Annotated in this window: 16 protein-coding genes; 9 read left to right on the top strand and 7 right to left on the bottom strand. The window is 68.4% G+C overall.

What is annotated here, in order from left to right; translation table 11 throughout:
• Nucleotides 1-7 precede the first annotated feature (7 nt).
• Nucleotides 8-478 carry a hypothetical protein gene (locus tag ACLJRL_RS22095; RefSeq protein ID WP_410658137.1) on the top strand — a complete coding sequence of 157 codons (471 nt, stop codon included), beginning with the start codon at nt 8-10 and terminating at the stop codon, nt 476-478.
• Entirely contained in the window at nt 478-1,674 is a 1,197-nt protein-coding gene (locus ACLJRL_RS22100) for an MAB_1171c family putative transporter (protein ID WP_410658138.1), read from the top strand. Before ACLJRL_RS22095 ends, ACLJRL_RS22100 begins: the two co-directional genes overlap by 1 nt.
• Before the next feature lie 82 nt (nt 1,675-1,756).
• Here ACLJRL_RS22100 and ACLJRL_RS22105 read toward each other — a convergent pair whose 3' ends face one another.
• Nucleotides 1,757-4,390 carry a valine--tRNA ligase gene (locus ACLJRL_RS22105; protein WP_410658139.1) on the bottom strand — a complete coding sequence of 878 codons (2,634 nt, stop codon included), beginning with the start codon at nt 4,388-4,390 and terminating at the stop codon, nt 1,757-1,759.
• 134 nt (nt 4,391-4,524) lie between these two features.
• Here ACLJRL_RS22105 and ACLJRL_RS22110 point away from each other — a divergent pair, with 134 nt between their 5' ends.
• From ACLJRL_RS22110 to ACLJRL_RS22120, 3 genes are all read left to right on the top strand, one after another.
• Entirely contained in the window at nt 4,525-4,848 is a 324-nt protein-coding gene (locus tag ACLJRL_RS22110) for a hypothetical protein (protein WP_410658140.1), read from the top strand.
• Between the two features lie 49 nt (nt 4,849-4,897).
• Nucleotides 4,898-7,204 (top strand): FdhF/YdeP family oxidoreductase, encoded by a 2,307-nt coding sequence (locus ACLJRL_RS22115; protein ID WP_410658141.1) that lies wholly within the window; start codon nt 4,898-4,900, stop codon nt 7,202-7,204.
• Nucleotides 7,205-7,338: 134 nt separating this feature from the next.
• Nucleotides 7,339-8,226: a hypothetical protein gene (locus ACLJRL_RS22120; RefSeq protein ID WP_410658142.1), complete on the top strand. Its 888-nt coding sequence runs from the start codon at nt 7,339-7,341 to the stop codon at nt 8,224-8,226.
• Nucleotides 8,227-8,349: 123 nt separating this feature from the next.
• Here the strand turns inward: ACLJRL_RS22120 and ACLJRL_RS22125 are convergent, their stop codons facing one another.
• Genes ACLJRL_RS22125 through ACLJRL_RS22140 form a run of 4 tightly spaced genes read right to left on the bottom strand, consistent with a single transcriptional unit; the run spans nt 8,350 to nt 12,069 of the window.
• Entirely contained in the window at nt 8,350-9,759 is a 1,410-nt protein-coding gene (locus tag ACLJRL_RS22125) for an LCP family protein (protein WP_410658143.1), read from the bottom strand.
• 48 nt (nt 9,760-9,807) lie between these two features.
• Nucleotides 9,808-10,566: an SDR family NAD(P)-dependent oxidoreductase gene (locus ACLJRL_RS22130; protein WP_410658144.1), complete on the bottom strand. Its 759-nt coding sequence runs from the start codon at nt 10,564-10,566 to the stop codon at nt 9,808-9,810.
• Nucleotides 10,567-10,585: 19 nt separating this feature from the next.
• Nucleotides 10,586-10,711: a hypothetical protein gene (locus ACLJRL_RS22135; RefSeq protein WP_410658145.1), complete on the bottom strand. Its 126-nt coding sequence runs from the start codon at nt 10,709-10,711 to the stop codon at nt 10,586-10,588.
• Complete coding sequence (locus ACLJRL_RS22140; RefSeq protein ID WP_410658146.1) at nt 10,708-12,069, bottom strand: OFA family MFS transporter; 1,362 nt, start codon at nt 12,067-12,069, stop codon at nt 10,708-10,710. The genes ACLJRL_RS22135 and ACLJRL_RS22140 overlap by 4 nt, the downstream gene beginning before the upstream one ends.
• A 101-nt stretch (nt 12,070-12,170) precedes the next feature.
• On the opposite strand from ACLJRL_RS22140, the gene fdhD reads away from it, so the two are divergent.
• Nucleotides 12,171-13,001, top strand: a complete 831-nt coding sequence (fdhD, locus tag ACLJRL_RS22145; protein ID WP_410658147.1) for a formate dehydrogenase accessory sulfurtransferase FdhD — start codon at nt 12,171-12,173, stop codon at nt 12,999-13,001.
• A gap of 69 nt (nt 13,002-13,070) precedes the next feature.
• On the opposite strand, the gene ACLJRL_RS22150 is transcribed toward fdhD, so the two are convergent.
• Nucleotides 13,071-14,513 carry a carotenoid oxygenase family protein gene (locus ACLJRL_RS22150; protein ID WP_410658148.1) on the bottom strand — a complete coding sequence of 481 codons (1,443 nt, stop codon included), beginning with the start codon at nt 14,511-14,513 and terminating at the stop codon, nt 13,071-13,073.
• An 88-nt stretch (nt 14,514-14,601) separates the two neighbouring features.
• Between ACLJRL_RS22150 and ACLJRL_RS22155 the strand changes: the two genes are divergently transcribed.
• The 3 genes from ACLJRL_RS22155 (at nt 14,602) to ACLJRL_RS22165 (ending at nt 17,330) form a co-directional block, all read left to right on the top strand.
• Nucleotides 14,602-15,300 carry a TetR/AcrR family transcriptional regulator gene (locus tag ACLJRL_RS22155; protein WP_410658149.1) on the top strand — a complete coding sequence of 233 codons (699 nt, stop codon included), beginning with the start codon at nt 14,602-14,604 and terminating at the stop codon, nt 15,298-15,300.
• Nucleotides 15,301-15,478: 178 nt separating this feature from the next.
• Complete coding sequence (locus tag ACLJRL_RS22160; protein WP_410658295.1) at nt 15,479-16,345, top strand: alpha/beta hydrolase-fold protein; 867 nt, start codon at nt 15,479-15,481, stop codon at nt 16,343-16,345.
• Between the two features lie 145 nt (nt 16,346-16,490).
• Nucleotides 16,491-17,330 (top strand): phytanoyl-CoA dioxygenase family protein, encoded by an 840-nt coding sequence (locus ACLJRL_RS22165; protein WP_410658150.1) that lies wholly within the window; start codon nt 16,491-16,493, stop codon nt 17,328-17,330.
• Nucleotides 17,331-17,374: 44 nt separating this feature from the next.
• Here ACLJRL_RS22165 and ACLJRL_RS22170 read toward each other — a convergent pair whose 3' ends face one another.
• Entirely contained in the window at nt 17,375-18,283 is a 909-nt protein-coding gene (locus ACLJRL_RS22170) for an anti-sigma factor RsbA family regulatory protein (RefSeq protein ID WP_410658296.1), read from the bottom strand.
• Between the last annotated feature and the right edge of the window lie 61 nt (nt 18,284-18,344).

Below are 18,344 nucleotides of genomic sequence, written 5' to 3' on the forward strand. Positions count from 1 at the left end.
ACGGCTGATGGATCTGTCGGCGACGGGCACCGCGGCCGCGGTCCTGATCGACCGCCTGCCCGCGCTGCCCAGGCCGTGGAGCGTCACCGAACTCTGTGCCCGCCTCGAACGGAAACGCGGCAAGCGCCTGGTCGTGCACCTGCTGGACCTGGCGGCGCTGCCGTCCGGGCTCTGGTACGACGACGGCCGCGCCGACCACATCATCTGCCGTCACGGCATCACCGGCTACCACCGTGATCACGTGATCCTGCACGAGATCTGCCATCTGCTCGCCGGGCACGGGCCCGCCGGTCCGGAGCCGCACGCGGACCTCGCTTCGGCGGTCGCGAGCCACGCCGTCCGCACCCGCTACACCGCGTTCCAGGAAGAGGTCGCCGAGACCTTCGCCTCCAAGACGCTGAAGCTGGCGAAGCAGCGTCCTTCGGCTCACCGGAGCCTCTTCGAACGGCGAGCCGCGGTTTCGTTCGGCCTCACCTGATGTTCGACGACGTCGCGCGGCAGGTACTCCTGGCCGTCGTCCTGACGACCTTGCTCGCCAGGGCCCCGTCGCTGCTGCGCGGCGGCCGGAACCAGCGCCCGCTCCTGCTGGTACTCGCGGTGTTCGCCGCCAGTTCGGTGCTCGTGCAGCCCTGGTTCGGCGCGTGGGTGAACGACGTCACCGGGATCGTCAGCTTCAACAACCTGCTTCAAGGTGTCTGGGGCATCGTCGACATCACCGCGACGCTGTCCTTCGTCGTCCACCTCACCGGATCCCGTCCCTTGTCCGGACGGCGAAAACTGGTGTGGGGCGCTTGGGCTTCGGCCAGCGGCTTCGCGATGATCGCGCTCTTCGCCGTGACGTCGCCCGAAGACCGCTTCACTTCCTCCGGCGAATCCGCCCCCTTCGCCGCCTACGCGCTCGTGGCGGCGGCGTACATGGTCGGTGCCGCGGGCACGGCGGCTTGGCTGTTGTGGCGGCACCTTCCCGCCGTGCGTGGCGGCCCCTTGCGGCCCGCGTTGACCATGATCCTGGCCGGTGACCTGGTGATCGTGCCCTTCATGGCGATCCGCACGGTCGAGCGGCTGACGCCCATCCCGTCCTGGCTGCCGGCCGTCGCGGTGGCGCTGAGCACGATCCGTTTCGTGCTCTTCCCGCTCGGCTGCGTCATCGTGGCCCTGGAACCGTTCCGCACGGCCGCCGTCCACCGGTACCGCCGCATCCGGCTGTATTCGTTGTGGCGCTCCCTGCGGGCTTCGACCCCCGAGCTCAGCCTGACCCCGGTGCCCTCGCGCGCCCGGGACCTGTTCGACACCGGTGACGCCTGGGAAAGCCTGCACCGCCGGGTCATCGAGATCCGGGACAGCATCTTCCAGCTCTACGACACCCGGGTCTGGGGTGAGCTGCTCGACCACGCGAGAACGCAGGCGCCGCCCGGGGACCCGGAGCTGTCCACCATCGCCTGCTGGCTCGAAGTCGCCCGGCGGACCGCGCTCGGCCCGGATCCGAAGCTCCACCAGAACCTCGACAAATCCCAGCTTCCCGAACTGCTCGCGGACTCCACCTTGGGCCACGAGACGCGGTACTTCCTTGAGCTGCACCGGGTTCTGCGGTCGGCCCCGGTGCGGGAGTTCGCCGACCGGTTCGCCGGCACATCGGCGCCCGTCTGGCGGCCCGGCGAACGGAACATCGCCTGAAACGGCTCCGGCTGGTAAGCGCGTGAGGGCCACCCTCAGGGACTCTGAGTCCCTGAGGGTGGCCCTCACGCGCTTGGGGACCTCAGGAGGCGGGCAGTGTCGCCAGCCGGGCGGTGATGCGCTCGATGTCGGCGACCGCGGTCTCCTTGCGGGCCTTGATCTTCCCGATCACCTGTTCCGGCGCCTTGTCGATGAAGGCCTGGTTGCCGAGCTTGGCCTCGGCCTGTGCCAGTTCCTTCTCGGCGGCGCCGAGGTCCTTCTGCAGGCGCTTGCGCTCCGCGGCGACGTCGATCGTGCCGGACAGGTCCAGCTCGACGGTGACGACGCCGGCCGAGAGCCCGACCTCCAGCGACGCGCTGGGCGCGAAGCCGTCCTCGGGCTGAGTGAGCCGGACCAGCGCGCGGATCGGCTCGTCGTGCCCGGTGATCTCGGCGAACCCGTCGCCGGACAGCCGCGCGGCCACCTTCTGGCTGGGCTTGAGGCCCTGGTCCGCGCGGAACCGGCGGACTTCGGTGACCAGCTTCTGCACGTCCGCGATCCGCTTGTCCGCCACCGCGTCGGCGTACGAGGCGTCGGCCACCGGCCACGGGGCGATCACCAGCGACTCGCGGCCGGTCAGCGCCGTCCACAGCTTCTCGGTGATGAACGGGATGAACGGGTGCAGGAGCTTCAGCACGGTGTCGAACACGTGCCCCAGCACCGCGCGCGTCGCCGTCACACGGGCTTCGTCGCCCTGGAAGACCTGGACCTTCGACAGTTCCAGGTACCAGTCGCACAACTCGGTCCAGGTGAACTGGTAGAGCGTGTCCGTGGCCTTGGCGAACTGGTAGTCCGCCAGGTAGCCGGTGACCTCGGTCGTGACGGCGCCGAGCCTGCCGAGGATCCAGCGGTCGGCTTCGGTGAGCTGATCCGCCGCGGGCAGCGGGGCGTTCGCGTCCGCGCCGTTCATCATGGCGAACTTGGTGGCGTTCCAGAGCTTCGTGGTGAAGTTCCGGGAACCCGCGACCCATTCCTCGCCGATCGGGACGTCGGTGCCCGGGTTGGCCCCCCGGGTGAGGGTGAAGCGGAGCGCGTCGGTGCCGTAGCGGTCCATCCACTCGATGGGGTCGACGCCGTTGCCCGCGGTCTTCGACATCTTCTTGCCGTACTGGTCACGGACCATGCCGTGCAGCGCGATGGTCTTGAACGGCGCCTCGCCGGTGGCGTAGAGGCCGAACATCATCATCCGCACGACCCAGAAGAACAGGATGTCGTAGCCGGTGACCAGCACCGACGTCGGATAGAACTTGTTGAGGTCCGGCGTCTTCTCCGGCCAGCCGAGAGTGGAGAACGGCCACAGACCCGAGGAGAACCAGGTGTCGAGCACGTCCGGGTCCTGGGTCCAGCCCTCGCCCGAGGGCGGCTCCTCGTCCGGTCCGACGCAGACGACCTCGTCGTTCGGGCCGTACCAGACCGGGATGCGGTGGCCCCACCACAGCTGGCGCGAGATGCACCAGTCGTGCAGGTTGTCGACCCAGTCGAAGTAGCGCTTCTCCATCTCAGGCGGGTGGACGTTGACCCGGCCGTCGCGCACCGCGTCGCCCGCGGCCTTCGCGAGCGGGCCGACCTTGACGAACCACTGCAGCGAAAGACGCGGCTCGATCGGCTCCTTCGAGCGCTCCGAGTGCCCGACGCTGTGCAGGTACGGGCGCTTCTCGGCGACGATGCGGCCCTGCTCGCGCAGCTTCTCCCGCACCGCGACGCGGGCCTCGAAGCGGTCCATGCCGTCGAATTCGGTGCCGGTGCCGTCGATGCGGCCCTGCTCGTCCATGATCGTGATCATCGGCAGGTCGTGCCGCTGGCCGATCTCGAAGTCGTTCGGGTCGTGCGCGGGGGTCACCTTGACCGCGCCGGTGCCGAACTCCGGGTCGACGTGCTTGTCCGCGACGATCGGGATCATGCGCCCGGTCAGCGGCAGTTCGACCTCGGTGCCGATGAGGTGCGTGTAGCGCTCGTCGTCCGGGTGGACCGCGACGGCGGTGTCGCCGAGCATCGTCTCCATCCGGGTGGTGGCCACGATGATCGCGTTCTCGCCGTCGCCGTAGCGCATGGAGACGAGTTCGCCCTCGACCTCTTCGTGCTTCACCTCGGCGTCGGACAGCACCGACCGCAGCTCCGGCGACCAGTTGACCAGCCGCTCGGCGCGGTAGATCAGGCCGTCGTCGAAGAGCTTCTTGAAGATCGTGTTGACGGCCTTGGACAGGCCGTCGTCCATGGTGAACCGCTCGCGGGTCCAGTCGACGCCCTCGCCGAGGCGCTTCATCTGGGCGAGGATCTTGCCGCCGTGCTCGTTCTTCCACTGCCAGACGCGGTCGACGAAGGCCTCACGGCCGAGTTCGCGACGGCTGGTGCCCTCGGCGCGGAGCTGCTTCTCGACCAGCGCGTGGACCGCGATGCTCGCGTGGTCCATACCCGGCAGGTACAGCGTCTCGTCACCGAGCATGCGGTGAAAACGAGTGCCGGCGTCGATCAGGGTGTGCTCGAAGGCGTGGCCGATGTGCAGCGAGCCGGTCACGTTCGGGGGCGGGATGACTACCGTGAACGGCGGCTTGTCCGACGTGGGGTCGGCCACGAAGTACCCGGCGTCCACCCAACGCTGGTAGAGCGAGGCTTCTTCATCGGCCGGGTTCCAGGCACCCGGAAGGTCGGTCTGCTGCGGCTGGGCGTTCTCGGTCACAGTTGACAAGTCTACGAACCCCTGTCAGCAGGTTTTCATCCGCACTGCTCACCGGCCGTGACGGCGCCGCGGTCCGGGTATGGTGGCCGGTGGAATTCGGCGGCGCACCACGATCACCGGGGGACGAGAGCACCATGGACGAAGAAGATCGTCGCATCGAGACCCACCCGGATCTGATCGATCCGAACTGGCAGAAGCACGCCGAGGTGGACGCCTGGCTGGGTGCCAAGAAAGAACTGAAGAAGAAGCGGCGGAAACAGCGCAAGGCAGCCGGAGCTTCCGGCGGCTACCGCGAGCCGGGTTCGGCCCGGTGGCCGGGGATCGCCGCGATCGTCGGCCTGGTCGTGCTGATCGTGACCGCCGTGACGGTGAACCAGCTGCAGGATTACGGCGTCAACGAAACCCCGTGGTTCCCCTTGGACGAGACGCAGATCAGCCGGATCGTCACGCACGCCTAGCGAGCACCCCTCGGTCGCGCCCGGGAGCGGCAGGGCGCACGATGGAGCCATGACCCGCGAAGCGCCTGCGAACGACGTCGACGAGACCCAGCTAGAGGTCAGCAAACCCAAAAGCTGGGCGGCCGGGATCCCCGGCGTCGCCGTCTCCCTGGTCCGCGGCATGGAGCAGATGGGCGCAGCGCGCACGGTGAAGACGTTGCGCCTGCTGAACCAGCGCGACGGCTTCGACTGCCCTGGTTGCGCCTGGCCGGAGCCGCGCGAGGTCGACGGCGAGAAACGCAAGCTCGCCGAGTTCTGTGAGAACGGTGCGAAGGCCGTCGCCGAGGAGGCCACCAAACGCCGGGTCGGCCGCGAGTTCTTCGCCGAGCACTCGATCCAGGACCTGTCGGTCAAAACCGACTACTGGCTCGGTCAGCAGGGCCGGATCACCGAGCCGTTCGTCCTGCGCGACGGCGCGACGCACTACGAGCCGATCTCCTGGGACGACGCGTTCACACTGGTCGCGGACGAACTCCGCGCGCTCCAAGACCCGGACGAGGCGATCTTCTACACCTCCGGCCGCACCAGCAACGAGGCCGCGTTCCTCTACCAGTTGCTCGTGCGTTCCTACGGCACCAACAACCTGCCGGACTGCTCGAACATGTGCCACGAGTCCTCCGGCGCCGCGCTCGCGGCCACCACCGGGATCGGCAAGGGCTCGGTGTCGCTCGCCGACATCCACAAGGCCGACCTGATCGTGGTCGTCGGCCAGAACCCGGGCACGAACCACCCGCGCATGCTGTCCGCGCTGGAAGAGGCCAAGGGCAACGGCGCGAAGATCGTCGCGGTCAACCCACTGCCCGAGGCCGGGCTGATGCGGTTCAAGAACCCGCAGAACGTCCGCGGCGTGATCGGCAAGGGCACCCCGCTGGCCGACGAGTTCGCGCAGATCCGCCTCGGCGGCGACCTCGCGCTGTTCCAGGCGATCGGGCATCTCCTGCTGAAATGGGAGCAGGAGACGCCGGGCACGATCGTCGACCGCGAGTTCGTCGAGTCCACCACCGAGGGCTTCGAGGACTACGCGAAGCACCTCCGCGAGATCGACTGGACCGAGGTCGGTACCGCGACCGGGCTGCCGCGGGAGCAGATCGAGCGGCTGGCTCGGATGATCGCGACGTCGGAGCGGACCATCTACTGCTGGGCGATGGGCCTCACCCAGCACAAGCACGCGGTGCAGACGATCTCCGAGATCGCGAACCTCGCGCTGGTACGCGGCATGATCGGCGAGCCGGGCGCGGGGCTGTGCCCGGTGCGCGGGCACTCCAACGTCCAGGGCGACCGGACGATGGGCATCTGGGAGAAGATGCCGGACTCGTTCATGGACAGCCTCGACGACGAATTCGGTATCAAGGTCCCGCGCGAGCACGGCTACGACACCGTCGCCGCGATCCGCGCGATGCGGGACGGCAAGGGCAAGGTCTTCTTCGCCGTCGGCGGCAACTTCGCCTCCGCCACCCCGGACACCGACCTGACCGAGAAGGCGCTCAAATCGTGCTCGCTGACGGCGCACGTGTCGACGAAGCTCAACCGATCGCACGTCGTCCCCGGCAAGACCGCGCTGATCCTGCCGACGCTGGGCCGCACCGAACGCGACACCCAGGCCGGCGGCGAGCAGTTCGTCACCGTCGAGGATTCGATGTCGCAGGTGCACACCTCACGCGGCAGGCTGACCCCGGCCAGTGAGCATCTGCTCTCGGAGGTCGCGATCGTCTGCCATCTCGCGGAGGCCCTGCTCGGTGCCGGGCATGCCGTGCCGTGGCGGGACTTCCACCGCGACTACGACCTCATCCGCGACCGGATCGCCCGCGTCATCCCCGGCTGCCACGATTACAACGCCCGGGTCCGCGAGCCCGACGGGTTCGTCCTCCCGCACGCGCCGCGCGATTCCCGGCAGTTCAACGGAACCGCCAACGGCAAGGCGAACTTCACCGTCTCCGAACTCGAGTACCCGCAGGTGCCCGAGGGCAGGCTGCTGCTGCAGACGATGCGCAGCCACGACCAGTACAACACCACGATCTACGGCCTCTCCGACCGCTACCGCGGGATCGAGGACGCCCGGCGCGTGGTGCTGGTCAACCCCGACGACCTCGTGTCGCTGGGGCTGGCCGACGGCGCGATGGTCGACGTGGTCTCGGAATGGCGGGACGGCGACCGGCGCGCACCACAGTTCCGGGTGGTCTCCTATCCGACCGCGCCCGGCTGCGCGGCGGCGTACTTCCCCGAGGCGAACTCCTTGGTGCCACTGGACGCGGTGGCGGACAAGTCGAACACCCCGGTGTCGAAGGCGATCGTGGTCCGGCTGGAGCCCTTGGCGTAGCCGAAGGTCGGCCCGCGTCAGCCGAGACCTCTTACCCGCACCTTAGGCCGCCCGCTTGGCGGTGCCGGGCAGGATCGATCCGAGAGCACCGTGAAGGGGTAACCCGTTCACGATGCTCGCGGAAAGGCCTTGTCATGTCCCGAAGATCGATCCTGCGCTGCTTCGCCGCCCTGGCTTCGCTCGTTCTCGTCGCGACGCTGCCCGGTGCGGCCACCGCCGCTCCGGCCGCACCGCCGCCGCTCCCCTTCGTCTCCCAGCTCGATCTGTCCTGCTACCGGACCGAAGGCTACGAACCGCCGCCGACCGCGGTCACCGTGAGGCATCTCAATCCCGTACTCGCGGGATTGCCGGCCGAGACGGTCAAACTGGGGGCACGCGAGCAACTCTGCGTGCCGGTCGCGAAGAACGGTGTCATCCCGCCGCGCGGGATCCTCGACTACGTCCGCTGGGTGGATCTGTCCTGCTATCGGATCGAAGGCGGCGCGGCGAACTTCCCGCTGACGCTGAGCCATCTGAACCCCGTCGTGCAGAAGCTGGGGATCCAGGACGCCCACGTGACCATGCTGTCGCCGGAGCAGTTGTGCGTCCCGGTCGCGAAGAACGGCCAACTACCGCCCCCGGAAATCCTGTCGTTCGTGCGGCACATCGACCTCGAGTGCTACGCCCTGCGCGTCCTCGGCATCCCCGGCCGTCCCTTCCCGTTGACGCTGGGGCACCTCAACCCGGTGCTGGCCGACCGGCCGAAGGTGGACGTCGAGGTCGGCGCCACGCGGCAGTTGTGCGTCCCGGTCGCCAAACGGGGTGACGAGATCCCTCCGGAGGTGCTCGACACCGTCCAGTGGCTGGATCTGGCGAAGTCCGACATCCGCACCGGCCCCAGTGTCATCGGTCCGGTCACGCTGAAACTGACCCACCTGAACCCGGTGCTCGCACACTTGCCCACCGAGCAGGTCACCCTCACCGAACCGACTCAGCTCGGCCTTCCGGTCGCCAAGAACGGCAAGATCCCGCCGAGGGAATGACCCCCGTCTGGGCCGAGGGTGCGTTCCAGGTCCGTGAAGGACTCCTTGAGGGACTCTGGGTCCCTCAAGGAGTCCTTCACGGCACGCGGCGGCCACCCGCCCCAACCTCTCAGGTCAGTACACCTAGTCGATGCAGCCCGAGGTGTCGGGGGTGATCGGCTGGTCGCCCTGCGCGCCGGCCGCTCCCCCGCCGCCCGAGGACGCACCCGGTCCTTTGTAGACCTGCCCGAGGACGACCTCGATATGGCCCGCCGGAACGGAATCGACCTTCTGAGCGGTCAGCCCGCCGAGCAGTTTCGCGACCTCGGCGCCACGGTCGGCGGCGTCGCTGTACCGGACCAGCGAAGTCCGGCGGACCTCGTCGGCGTTCTTCGCCTCGCCCTTACCGAAACCCTTCTCCCCCAGCAGATCCGAGACGCGGGAGGCGAGACCGTCCTTGCCACTGGCGTTGAGGACGTCGACGGTGGGACCGGCGGGCGCCTGCTGCGTGGCGGGCTGCCCGCCGATCAAGCCTGCGGCGAAGGCACGCACCTGGGCGGGGTCCACCTGCACGGCGGTCCAGGTCGGATGCCTGGGGTCGTAGCGGTAGTCGGGGTTGACCACGGGGATCGTGTCGAAGGCGATGCCGCCGCCGGAAACCCCGCGCATCTGCCGGACGAAGTCGAGCAGGTCCCACGAGCCGTCGAGCACGACCGAACGCTTCACCGCGTCGATCAGTTCGGAAACCCGGGCCGGGTTGGCCAGCGTGCCACCGGAAAGGGTCTGCTTCGCCAGTCCCGCGAGGAACACCTGCTGACGGCGCACGCGGTCGAGGTCACTGCGGGGCAGGTTCTTGCGCTGACGGACGAAGGCGAGCGCGTCGGCGCCCTGGATCGTCTGCCTCCCGGCGGGGAAGTCCGCGCCGGAATCGCGGTCCTTGGTGGCCTTGTTCAGGCAGACCTCGACCCCGCCGACGGCCTTGCTGATCTCGTAGAAGCTCAGCAGGTTGACCTCGGCGAAATGGTCGATCTTGACCGCGGTGAGCTCCTCGACGGCCTTCAAAGTCGCCTTACGGGCGACGGTGATCGCCTGCTTGTCGATCTCCGCCTTGTCGGTCTTGCCCGCCTCGCGCTGTGCACTCGCCGAGGCGAACTTGGCGCGGCCGAAGATCTCGTTGATCTTGCTCTTGTCCTTCTGCCCCGGCTGCGCGACCCAGGAGTCGCGCGGGATCGAGAAGGCCTTCACCGCCTGCTGCCCGTTGGGGATTCGCATCACGATGAGCGTGTCGGTCAGGTCGTCGCCGTTCGCGCCGACCCGCAGCTCACGCAGGATTTCCGGGGCCAGCGGCTTGCCCTGGTTGTCGGTCCGCGAATCGCGGCCGACCAGCAGGATGTCCAGCGAACCGTCGGCGGGCTGCTCTCCCGGCTCCGGCGCCTCGATCACGTCTTCGCGGGTGATGCCGTCGAGCGACTCCAGCGTCGTGTAGCCGTACGCGGTCCCGCTGAAAACAGCCACCGCGATCACGGCGACGAGGACCTTCCCCAGTTTGTGCACACTCCTCAGACGCGCGAGAGGCCATCACTGCTGCATAAGTGATCCACTTCACATCCGCAGATGCGACGCGCCGTTCAGGTCGAGGATCGCGCCGGACGCCCACGCGGCCTCGGCGGAGGCGAGGTACAGCACCGCCGCCGCGACCTCCTCCGGCGTGCCGACCCGGCCGAACGGGCTCTGCCCGCGCAGGACCTCGCCACTCGCGCCTTCGAGCTGGACGGCCACCCGGTCGGTGGCGGTGAAGCCCGGCGCGACGGACGTCACGGCGATCCCGTGCGGCGCCAGCGACACCGCCAGCGACTGCCCGAGCGAGTGCAGAGCGGCCTTGCTGGCCCCGTACGCAGGGAAGTCGGGCTCGCCCTTGAACGCGCCCCGCGACCCGATGTTGACGACCCGGCCGGGAGCGCCTCGCGCGATCATGTGCCGTGCCACGCAGTAGGTCACATTCGCCGTACCGAGCACGTTGACGTCGACCATCCGCCGCCAGACCTTCTGCCAGTCCTCATAGGACACTTCGGCGACGGGATGGGCCGACGCGGGCGACGGCGCGACGGCGGCGTTGTTCACCAGGACGTCGACTCCGTCCACCAGGGCCTCGGCCTCGTCGGCTACCTGTCGCGCGACCTCGGGATCCGAGACATCGCCCCGAACGAGGCCATGGCCGGAACCCGGAAGCTCGTCGAACGTCTGCTCGGCGTCCTCCTGGTTCGAAGCGAAGTGGACGGCGACACGGTCGCCCTTTTCCGCGAAAGCGCGGGCGATCGCGCGGCCGATGCCGCGCGATGCCCCGGTCACCAGTACACCCACGCGCCGAACCCTACGCGGGTCAGCCGCCGAAAAGCTGGACCACCTTGCGGAAGAGTTCGTACACGCCATAGGCGAACGGGAGCGCGACCCACAGCCAGGCCAGCACCATCAGCCCGGTGCGGCGCTCGGGAGCCTGTTCGGTCATCGGGTCTCACTCCTCGCGGGCTCGCCGGACGGCACCGGCTCGTGGAACTTCGGGTTGACCGGACGGACCAGTTCGTTGGCCACGAAACCGATGACCAGCAGGCCGATCATGATGAACAGCGACGTCGTGTAGAGGTCAGGACCGGTCTTGCCCGCCGCCTTCTGCCCGTCGGCGATGGCGTTGATGATGAGCGGCCCGAGCACACCCGCCATCGACCACGCCGTCAGCAGCCTGCCGTGGATCGCACCGACCTGGTAGGTGCCGAAAAGGTCCTTCAGGTACGCCGGGACGGTCGCGAACCCGCCGCCGTAGAAGGACAGGATCAGCATGGCGCACAGGACGAACACGAGCTTCGAGGCGTTGGTGGTCAGCGCGATCACCAGGTACAGCAGGGCGCCGACGCCGAGGTAGAGCCGGTAGATGTTCTTGCGCCCCACCAGGTCCGAAGTGGACGACCAGACGAACCGGCCCAGCATGTTGGTCAGCGAAAGCAGGGCGACGAACCCGGCCGCGGCCGCGGTGCCGACCGGCGCCGAGGTCTCTCGGAAGAAGTCGGCGATCATCGGCGACGCCTTCTCCAGGATGCCGATGCCCGCCGTCACGTTGAAGCACAGGACCACCCAGAGGAGCCAGAACTGCGGCGTCTTGATGGCGTTGCGCGCCGACACGTTCGCCGTGGTGATCATCGCGTTGCCGTGGTCGGTCTTCGGCTGCCAGCCCTTCGGCTTCCAATCGTCGGCCGGGACCCGGATCAGCAAGATGCCGAGGCTCATGAAAACCGCGTAGACCAGGCCGTGCACGAGGAACGCCGTCGCGACCGTCCCGATCGTCCACGGCGACGCGCCCAGCATCTGCGTCGACCACGGCGAGGCGATCAGCGCGCCACCGCCGAAGCCCATGATCGCGATCCCGGTGGCCATCCCCGGCCGGTCCGGGAACCATTTGATCAGCGTCGACACCGGCGAGATGTAGCCGATGCCGAGCCCGATGCCGCCGATCCCGCCCCAGCCGAGGACGACGAGCCAGTACTGCGACGTCGCCACGCCGAGCGCGGAGATCAGGAAGCCCGAACTGAAACAGACCATCGAGACGAACATCGCCCAGCGCGGGCCGTTGCGCTCGACCAGCGTCCCGCCGAACGCCGCCGAAAGTCCCAGCATCACGATGCCGAGCTGGAACGGGAGCGCGCTCTGCGTGCCGGTGAGCCCGAGGGTCTTCTCCAGCGGGAGTTTGAAGACGCTCCATGCGTACGCCTGCCCGATCGACAGGTGCACGGCCAGCGCGGCGGGCGGTACGAGCCAGCGGCTCCAGCCCGGGGGCGCGACAATGCGGGAACGATCCAGGAAGCCGGCAGCCATCCGACGCCTCCGTACTGTGGGGGTGAACACTGGGAATGTATTACTTAATGCCCGGCGTTGCAGTACTCGAGTGTCGAATAACGAGCCAGAAGGGTGGACAAGTGGGCAGGGTGACGGTGCGCCGTCCGGTGCGGAAGATCTCCGCGACCCGGGACGTGCGACGACCCGACGCGCTGGCGGCCGAAGAACCGCTGGAAATCCGGGTCGGAGGCAAGGCTCTCGCGGTCACCATGCGGACTCCCGGCCACGACGTCGAACTGGCTCACGGGTTCCTGCTGTCCGAAGGCGTGCTCGCCTCGCGCGAGGACATCGCGACCGCGCGGTACTGCGACGGCGTCGACGACCAGGGGCGCAACACCTACAACGTGCTGGACATCGCGCTGGCCGAGGGCGTCGCTCCGCCGGAGACCGGTGTCGAGCGGAACTTCTACACCACGTCCTCCTGCGGCGTCTGCGGCAAGGCCGCGCTCGACGCGGTCAAGCTCCGCAGCCGGTTTTCCCCGGAGAAGTCCGAATTCACGGTGACCACCGAGGTGCTGTCGAAACTCCCGGACACGCTGCGCACGCACCAGAAGGTCTTCGCCAGCACCGGCGGGCTGCACGCGGCCGCCCTCTTCGACACCGACGGGAACCTGGCCGTCGTCCGCGAGGACGTCGGCAGGCACAACGCCGTCGACAAGGTGCTCGGCTGGGCACTGCAGGAAGGCCGGATCCCCGCGGCGGACGCCGGTCTGCTGGTGTCCGGCCGCACCTCGTTCGAACTGGTTCAGAAGGCCGCCATGGTCGGGATCGGCCTGCTGGCGGCGGTTTCCGCGCCGTCGTCGCTGGCCGCGGAACTGGCCGAGGAGAACGGCATGACGCTCATCGGTTTCCTGCGCGGGGACAGCATGAACCTCTACACCGGCGACCACCGAGTCTCCGACCTCAGCTGACCGATTGCCCAAGCGCGTGAGGGCCACCCTCAGGGACTCTGAGTCCCTGAGGGTGGCCCTCACGCGCTTTCAGCTAGACGGGTCCCAGTTGCCGTGGAAGCCGTTGGGCACCCGGTCCGGAAGGTGGACGGCGCCGACGGTCTCCAGCGTCCCCGCGTCCAGGATGGTGAGGTCGCTCTTCTGGGTCGTGGCGTCGTACACGAAGCCCATCAGCACACCCTCGTCCTCCCCCGCGTCCACAGAGGACGGAACGAAGACGAACTCCCCCACCTGACTGCCGGGACGGAACTCCTTCGAAGCGACCGACCGGTTCCACAGGTCGTGCTTGAGCAGCGACCCCGACGACGCCGATCCGTCGCTTGTGGACACCGAGTAGCCGAACCGGTGCGGACGCCCGAGAAGCCGCTCGTCGACGCGAGGGAACTCCTGCCCCTGGTCGTCGAGGCGTTCCTCGACGACCTTGCCGACGGCCAGGTCGACGGTCCAGCGGTCCAGGGTCGGCGGCCCCTCGGCGGGCCCGCGCAGTTCGCTGTCGAACATCTTGGGGTGCCGGACCACGTCCAGCACGATGCTGTCGCCGTCGTCGTAGGCGTTCATCGGGTGGAACACGTAGCAGGGCTCGACCTCGAACCAGCGGACGTCGCCGTTGCCGCCCTCGCGCGGCATGACGCCGATCCGCGCCGGGTACTTCGGGTTCCAGCGGTACGGGAGGCCGCCGTTACCCGAGACGCGCCGGCGCAGCCTCGCGCTGATGGGGTCCGGCACCTTCACCTTGCCCACGATCGCGGACAGCACGAGCTGGGCCGGGGTGCGCATGAACGACGGAACGGACGCGGCGACGGCCTGTTCGGTCTCGAAGGTGACCGGCAGGTCGTAGAAGACGACGTACTTCTCGGTCAGGGAGAAGTCGTGCATCATCGGCGAACCGGTGACCTCGATGTCGACCTTGCGGCGGGCCCGGCCGGCCGCGTCGATCACCGAGTACTGAACCTTGTTGCCCCAGCCGAAGAAGTACGACACGGCGTGCAGTTCGCCGGTTTCCGGATCGCGCTTGGGGTGGGCGGTGTAGCCGCCCGGCAGGGTGCCGTCGAAGTCGCACGCGCCGACGGTGTCGAGTTCGTCGTCCAGTTCGAAGTTGGTGACGCCGCCCTCGATGAGCGCGATCGTCTTGCCGGCGTGGCCGATCACGTTGGTGTTGGCCCCCATGGAGGCGATCCCGGCGACCTGGCCGCCTTCCCAGCGCTCGCCGAGTGCTTCCGACAGCCTCGGGTTGCGCACCCATCGGTTGCGGTACCACTCGGCGCGGCCGTCGCGCAGCCGGACGCCGTGCACCATCCCGTCGCCCATGAACCAGTGATAGGTCGCCGGGTCCACTTCGGACAGCGGGTTCGGCCCGTTGCGCAGGTACCGCCCGTCCAGGTACTCCGGGATATGCCCGGTGACGCTCAGTTCGGTGATCGTGTGCTCGCGGCTGACCGGGGCGAAGTTGCCCTCGAGGAACCTGTTACCCATCACGTGTCCCCTGGTTTTGATAAATGCTGCGATCGATATAACGTGGTTATGGATACATTTATAACAGGGTTATGGGATACTGGCAAGCATGTCACCCAAACCCTCCGCCGCCGAGGTCAAGGCCAAGCTGATCGAGGCGGCGATCCGGCTGCTCGCGGACGGCGGCCCGGAGGCCCTGCAGGCCCGCAAGCTCGCGGCCGAGATCGGCGCGTCGACCATGGCCGTCTACACCCACTTCGGCGGGATGGGCGCACTGGTGGACGAGGTCGCCCGCGAAGGGTTCCGGCGGCTTTCGGCGAATCTGGGCGGAGTCCAGGAGACCGACGACCCGGCGGCCGACATCCTCACCCTGGCGCTGGCGTACCGGCAGACCGTGGTGGAGAACCCGCAGCTCTACGCGGTGACCTTCGGCCAGAGCCAGCCCAACGGGCAGAAGGCCGCGCTGGGCGACATGACCAACGAAGAGACGCGTCAGAACCTCAGCGAAGAGGGCATCGTGGCCTTCAGCTATCTCGTCCGCGCCGCGGAGCGGGTGATCAAGGCGGGCCGGTTCCGCCCCGCCCCGGAGTTCGCCGTCGCCGCGCAGCTCTGGAGCGCCGTGCACGGCTACATCACGCTGGAGGTCGCCGGCTACTTCGGCGACGGTGAGAACGGCGTGGAGCAGATCCTCGTTCCGCTGGCCACCACCCTCGGGGTGGGCCTCGGCGACACCCTCGAAGCCGCGACGGAGTCCGTGCGGGTCTCGATCGAGTCATGGCGCGCGAATGAGGGAAACATCGACACCTGATCCGGCGATACCCCGGTCACAGGTCGGTGTCACGTGCAACCTTGAAGCGGAAGTGCGCGTCTGACCTGGTAGCAGGTCATCGGGGGAACGGGGACGGGTGAACGACGACAAGGGGCAAGAGGCGCACGACGCGCTTCACGGGGTGCGAGACGCGCGCCGCTGGCTCAGCCGCCGTTCCATGCTGATCGCCGGCGCTTCAGGACTGGGCGTGGCCGGGCTCACCGCCGGAACGGCCACCGGCGTCCTCCCGTTCAGCGAAGCCCTCCAGCGGGCGCTCGGTGTCGCTTCGCCGACCCCCGCGACCCAGCTGGGCACCCCCCGCGTCGAACGCGTCTACTCCGAAGCCCGCGGCCGCGAGGTCGACCTGGTGCTGATGCTGCCGACCAAGGCCCCGCCCAAGGGCCTGCCGATGTCGCTGATGCTGCACGGCCTCCACGGCACCGCCCGGCACGCGGCCCCCACCGGGCTCCTCAAGCAACTCGGCAGCGACGTCGCCCGCAAGGCCGTCCCGCCGTTCGGGTTCGTGGCCGTCGACGGCGGCGATCACTACTGGCACGAGAACCAGCCCGGCGACAACCCGATGGCGATGCTGCTTGAAGAGGTCCCTCGCTGGCTGGCCGCGCGCGGCCTCGGCGGCCGGGACGGGCTGCCGTTCGCCGCCACCGGTCTCTCGATGGGCGGCTTCGGCGCGCTCCTCTACACCCGGCGCCGGCTGGAACGCCGTCGCCCGCCCGCCGCGGTCGCCGCCCTCGCGCCCGCCCTGATGACGTCGTGGTCCGAGATGAGCAAGCGCCGTGCCTTCCGCGACGCCACCGACTGGGGCTCGCTGGACCCGTTGCGCCACGTCGCCACCACGAAGAGCGTGCCGACCGCGATCTGGTGCGGCACCGAGGATCCGTTCATCGGCGGGGTGCGCAAGTTCATCTCCGAAGCACGGCCCGCCGTCGCGCACACCGCGCGCGGCAAACACGGCGACGCCTTCAACCGCACGGTCGTGCCCAGCCTGGTCGCGTTCCTCGGCAAGCACGTGCCCAAGAACGCCTGAAATCGCGCGTCTCGCCGGCGAGACAAGCGAAATCCTAACGCAAGAGCGCGTGCACCAGAGAGCGCCCGACAAAGAACAAAGGCCTTCTTTTCGTGGCTACAGTCGATTCCGGACGGCGAGTACCGAGAAACCGAAGGGCTCTCTGATGACCAAGGCGCTCGACAGTTACGAAATCAAGTACGACGTGAACAACCGGTTCAAGGACTACCCGCAGCACAAGATCAAGGTGCACGCCTCCCCGGACGAGATGGAAACCTTCGTGCGGGACGGCTTCCTGGTCCGCCGCAACTTCATCCCGCCGGAATGGATCGAGGATTTCGGCGCCGCCCTCGAAGAGATCATCGAAGAGGACAAGGGCAAGCCGAAAGCCGAGGTGTACGAAGGAAACGGGCTCTACTTCCGCCGGCTGCTCGAACGGAACGAGACCTTCCACCGGCTGATCAAGTACGACCCCTCGCTCACGGTCGCCCGCGCGCTGCTCGGCCCCCAGGTTTCGTTCTACGTCGAATCCCGGGTCGCACTGGCGGGCGTGGCCGACGCCGGCGTCGCCTGGCATTACCACATGGCGGTGATCCCGGACCCGCTCCCGCCATTCTTCTGCTATCCGCACACCATGCAGGGACTCATTTATCTCGATGAAATCGGGGACAAAGAGGGTCCGCTGTCGGTCATTCCGGGAAGCCATATCGACAACGACCCGCGCCGCGATTACGACGGCACGTACGACACCCACCCGGACGAGGTCCAGCTGAAGTTCAGCCCGGGTGACTGCATCCTCATGCACGGCAATCTCTGGCACAAGACGACTCCGACGGCCGCCGATTGCGGACGGCGGCGCCTGGTGCTCTTCGGGTATGCCCCGTCGTGGCTCAACGACAACACCGATCACATCGGGAGCGAGACCGACAGCACGCTGATCGACCAGTTGCGGGCGACCGACCCCGAGGTCGACGAACTGATCGCGGGCCGCAGCCTGTTCACCTGACGCGCGTCACCGGCCGCCATCGCGAGGAAGACCGCGGTGGCGGCTCAGACGCGGAAGTACACCCTCGTCACCGTCGAGCCCGGCCTCCGGTACTGCCGGACCAGGTCGGCGACCTGATTGACCAGTACCAGGCCGCGGCCGCCGATCTGCCCGGGCGGGGCCGGGCGCCGGCCCGCCAGCGGATCGCTCAGCGTGCCCTCGTCGATGACCTCGCAGAGCACATGACCCTCGTCACGCCAGACCCGGACGACGCCCTGGCCCACACCGTGCAGCACGCTGTTGGCGGACAGTTCCGCCACCGCGAGCACGAGATCGTCCACCCGGTCCGGGCCGAGCCCGCTGTCCTCCGCCCGCGTCTGCGCGAAGCGGCGGACCGCCGCGAGACGCGCCAGATCGAACCTGAAGGTCTCGACCGTGCACGGCTCGGGCAGAGGGAGGTTGTACCTGTCGACGACCGAATCGGGCGCGTAAGCGGCACTCGGGCGGTCGCCTCCGGTCCCGGAGAGGAGCGGATGGGTCTGCTCGGCGTCGGCCAGGACACCCTCGCCGAGACTCCTCAGGTCGTAAGGGCACAGGACGCTGAGCGCGCGGCCACTGAAAGCGAAGTTGATCAGCGCCTCGTGCTGCGCGCACGCCGGGTACTCGACCGCCGAACGGCCCGCCCAGATCGGCTCGCCGATGATGCGCACCGGGCCCCGCCGGTTGTCCGCGAACGCGAGGAGCACGCCGGGGAGGATGCGGCCCGGGTTACGGCCCGCCTCGGTCATGTCGATGAACTCGACTTCGGCCGCCGATTCGCCCAGCGCGTCCTCGATGAGCGTCAGATTCCGGCCGGGAACGGCCACCGCCACCGGCTCGCCGAGCGTGAGGCCTTCCAGAATGTACGGAACCGTACCGTCCAGGTACTCGGTGTCACCAGAGTAGAGCAGGCCCACGTGCACAAAGGGCTCCATGGTGACTGTCACTTTGTCGTCTTACCCCACCATCACGAAGATGAAACCCGTCCAATGGGGG

It is taken from the genome of Amycolatopsis sp. lyj-112, assembly GCF_046549055.1.
Lineage (GTDB): Bacteria > Actinomycetota > Actinomycetes > Mycobacteriales > Pseudonocardiaceae > Amycolatopsis.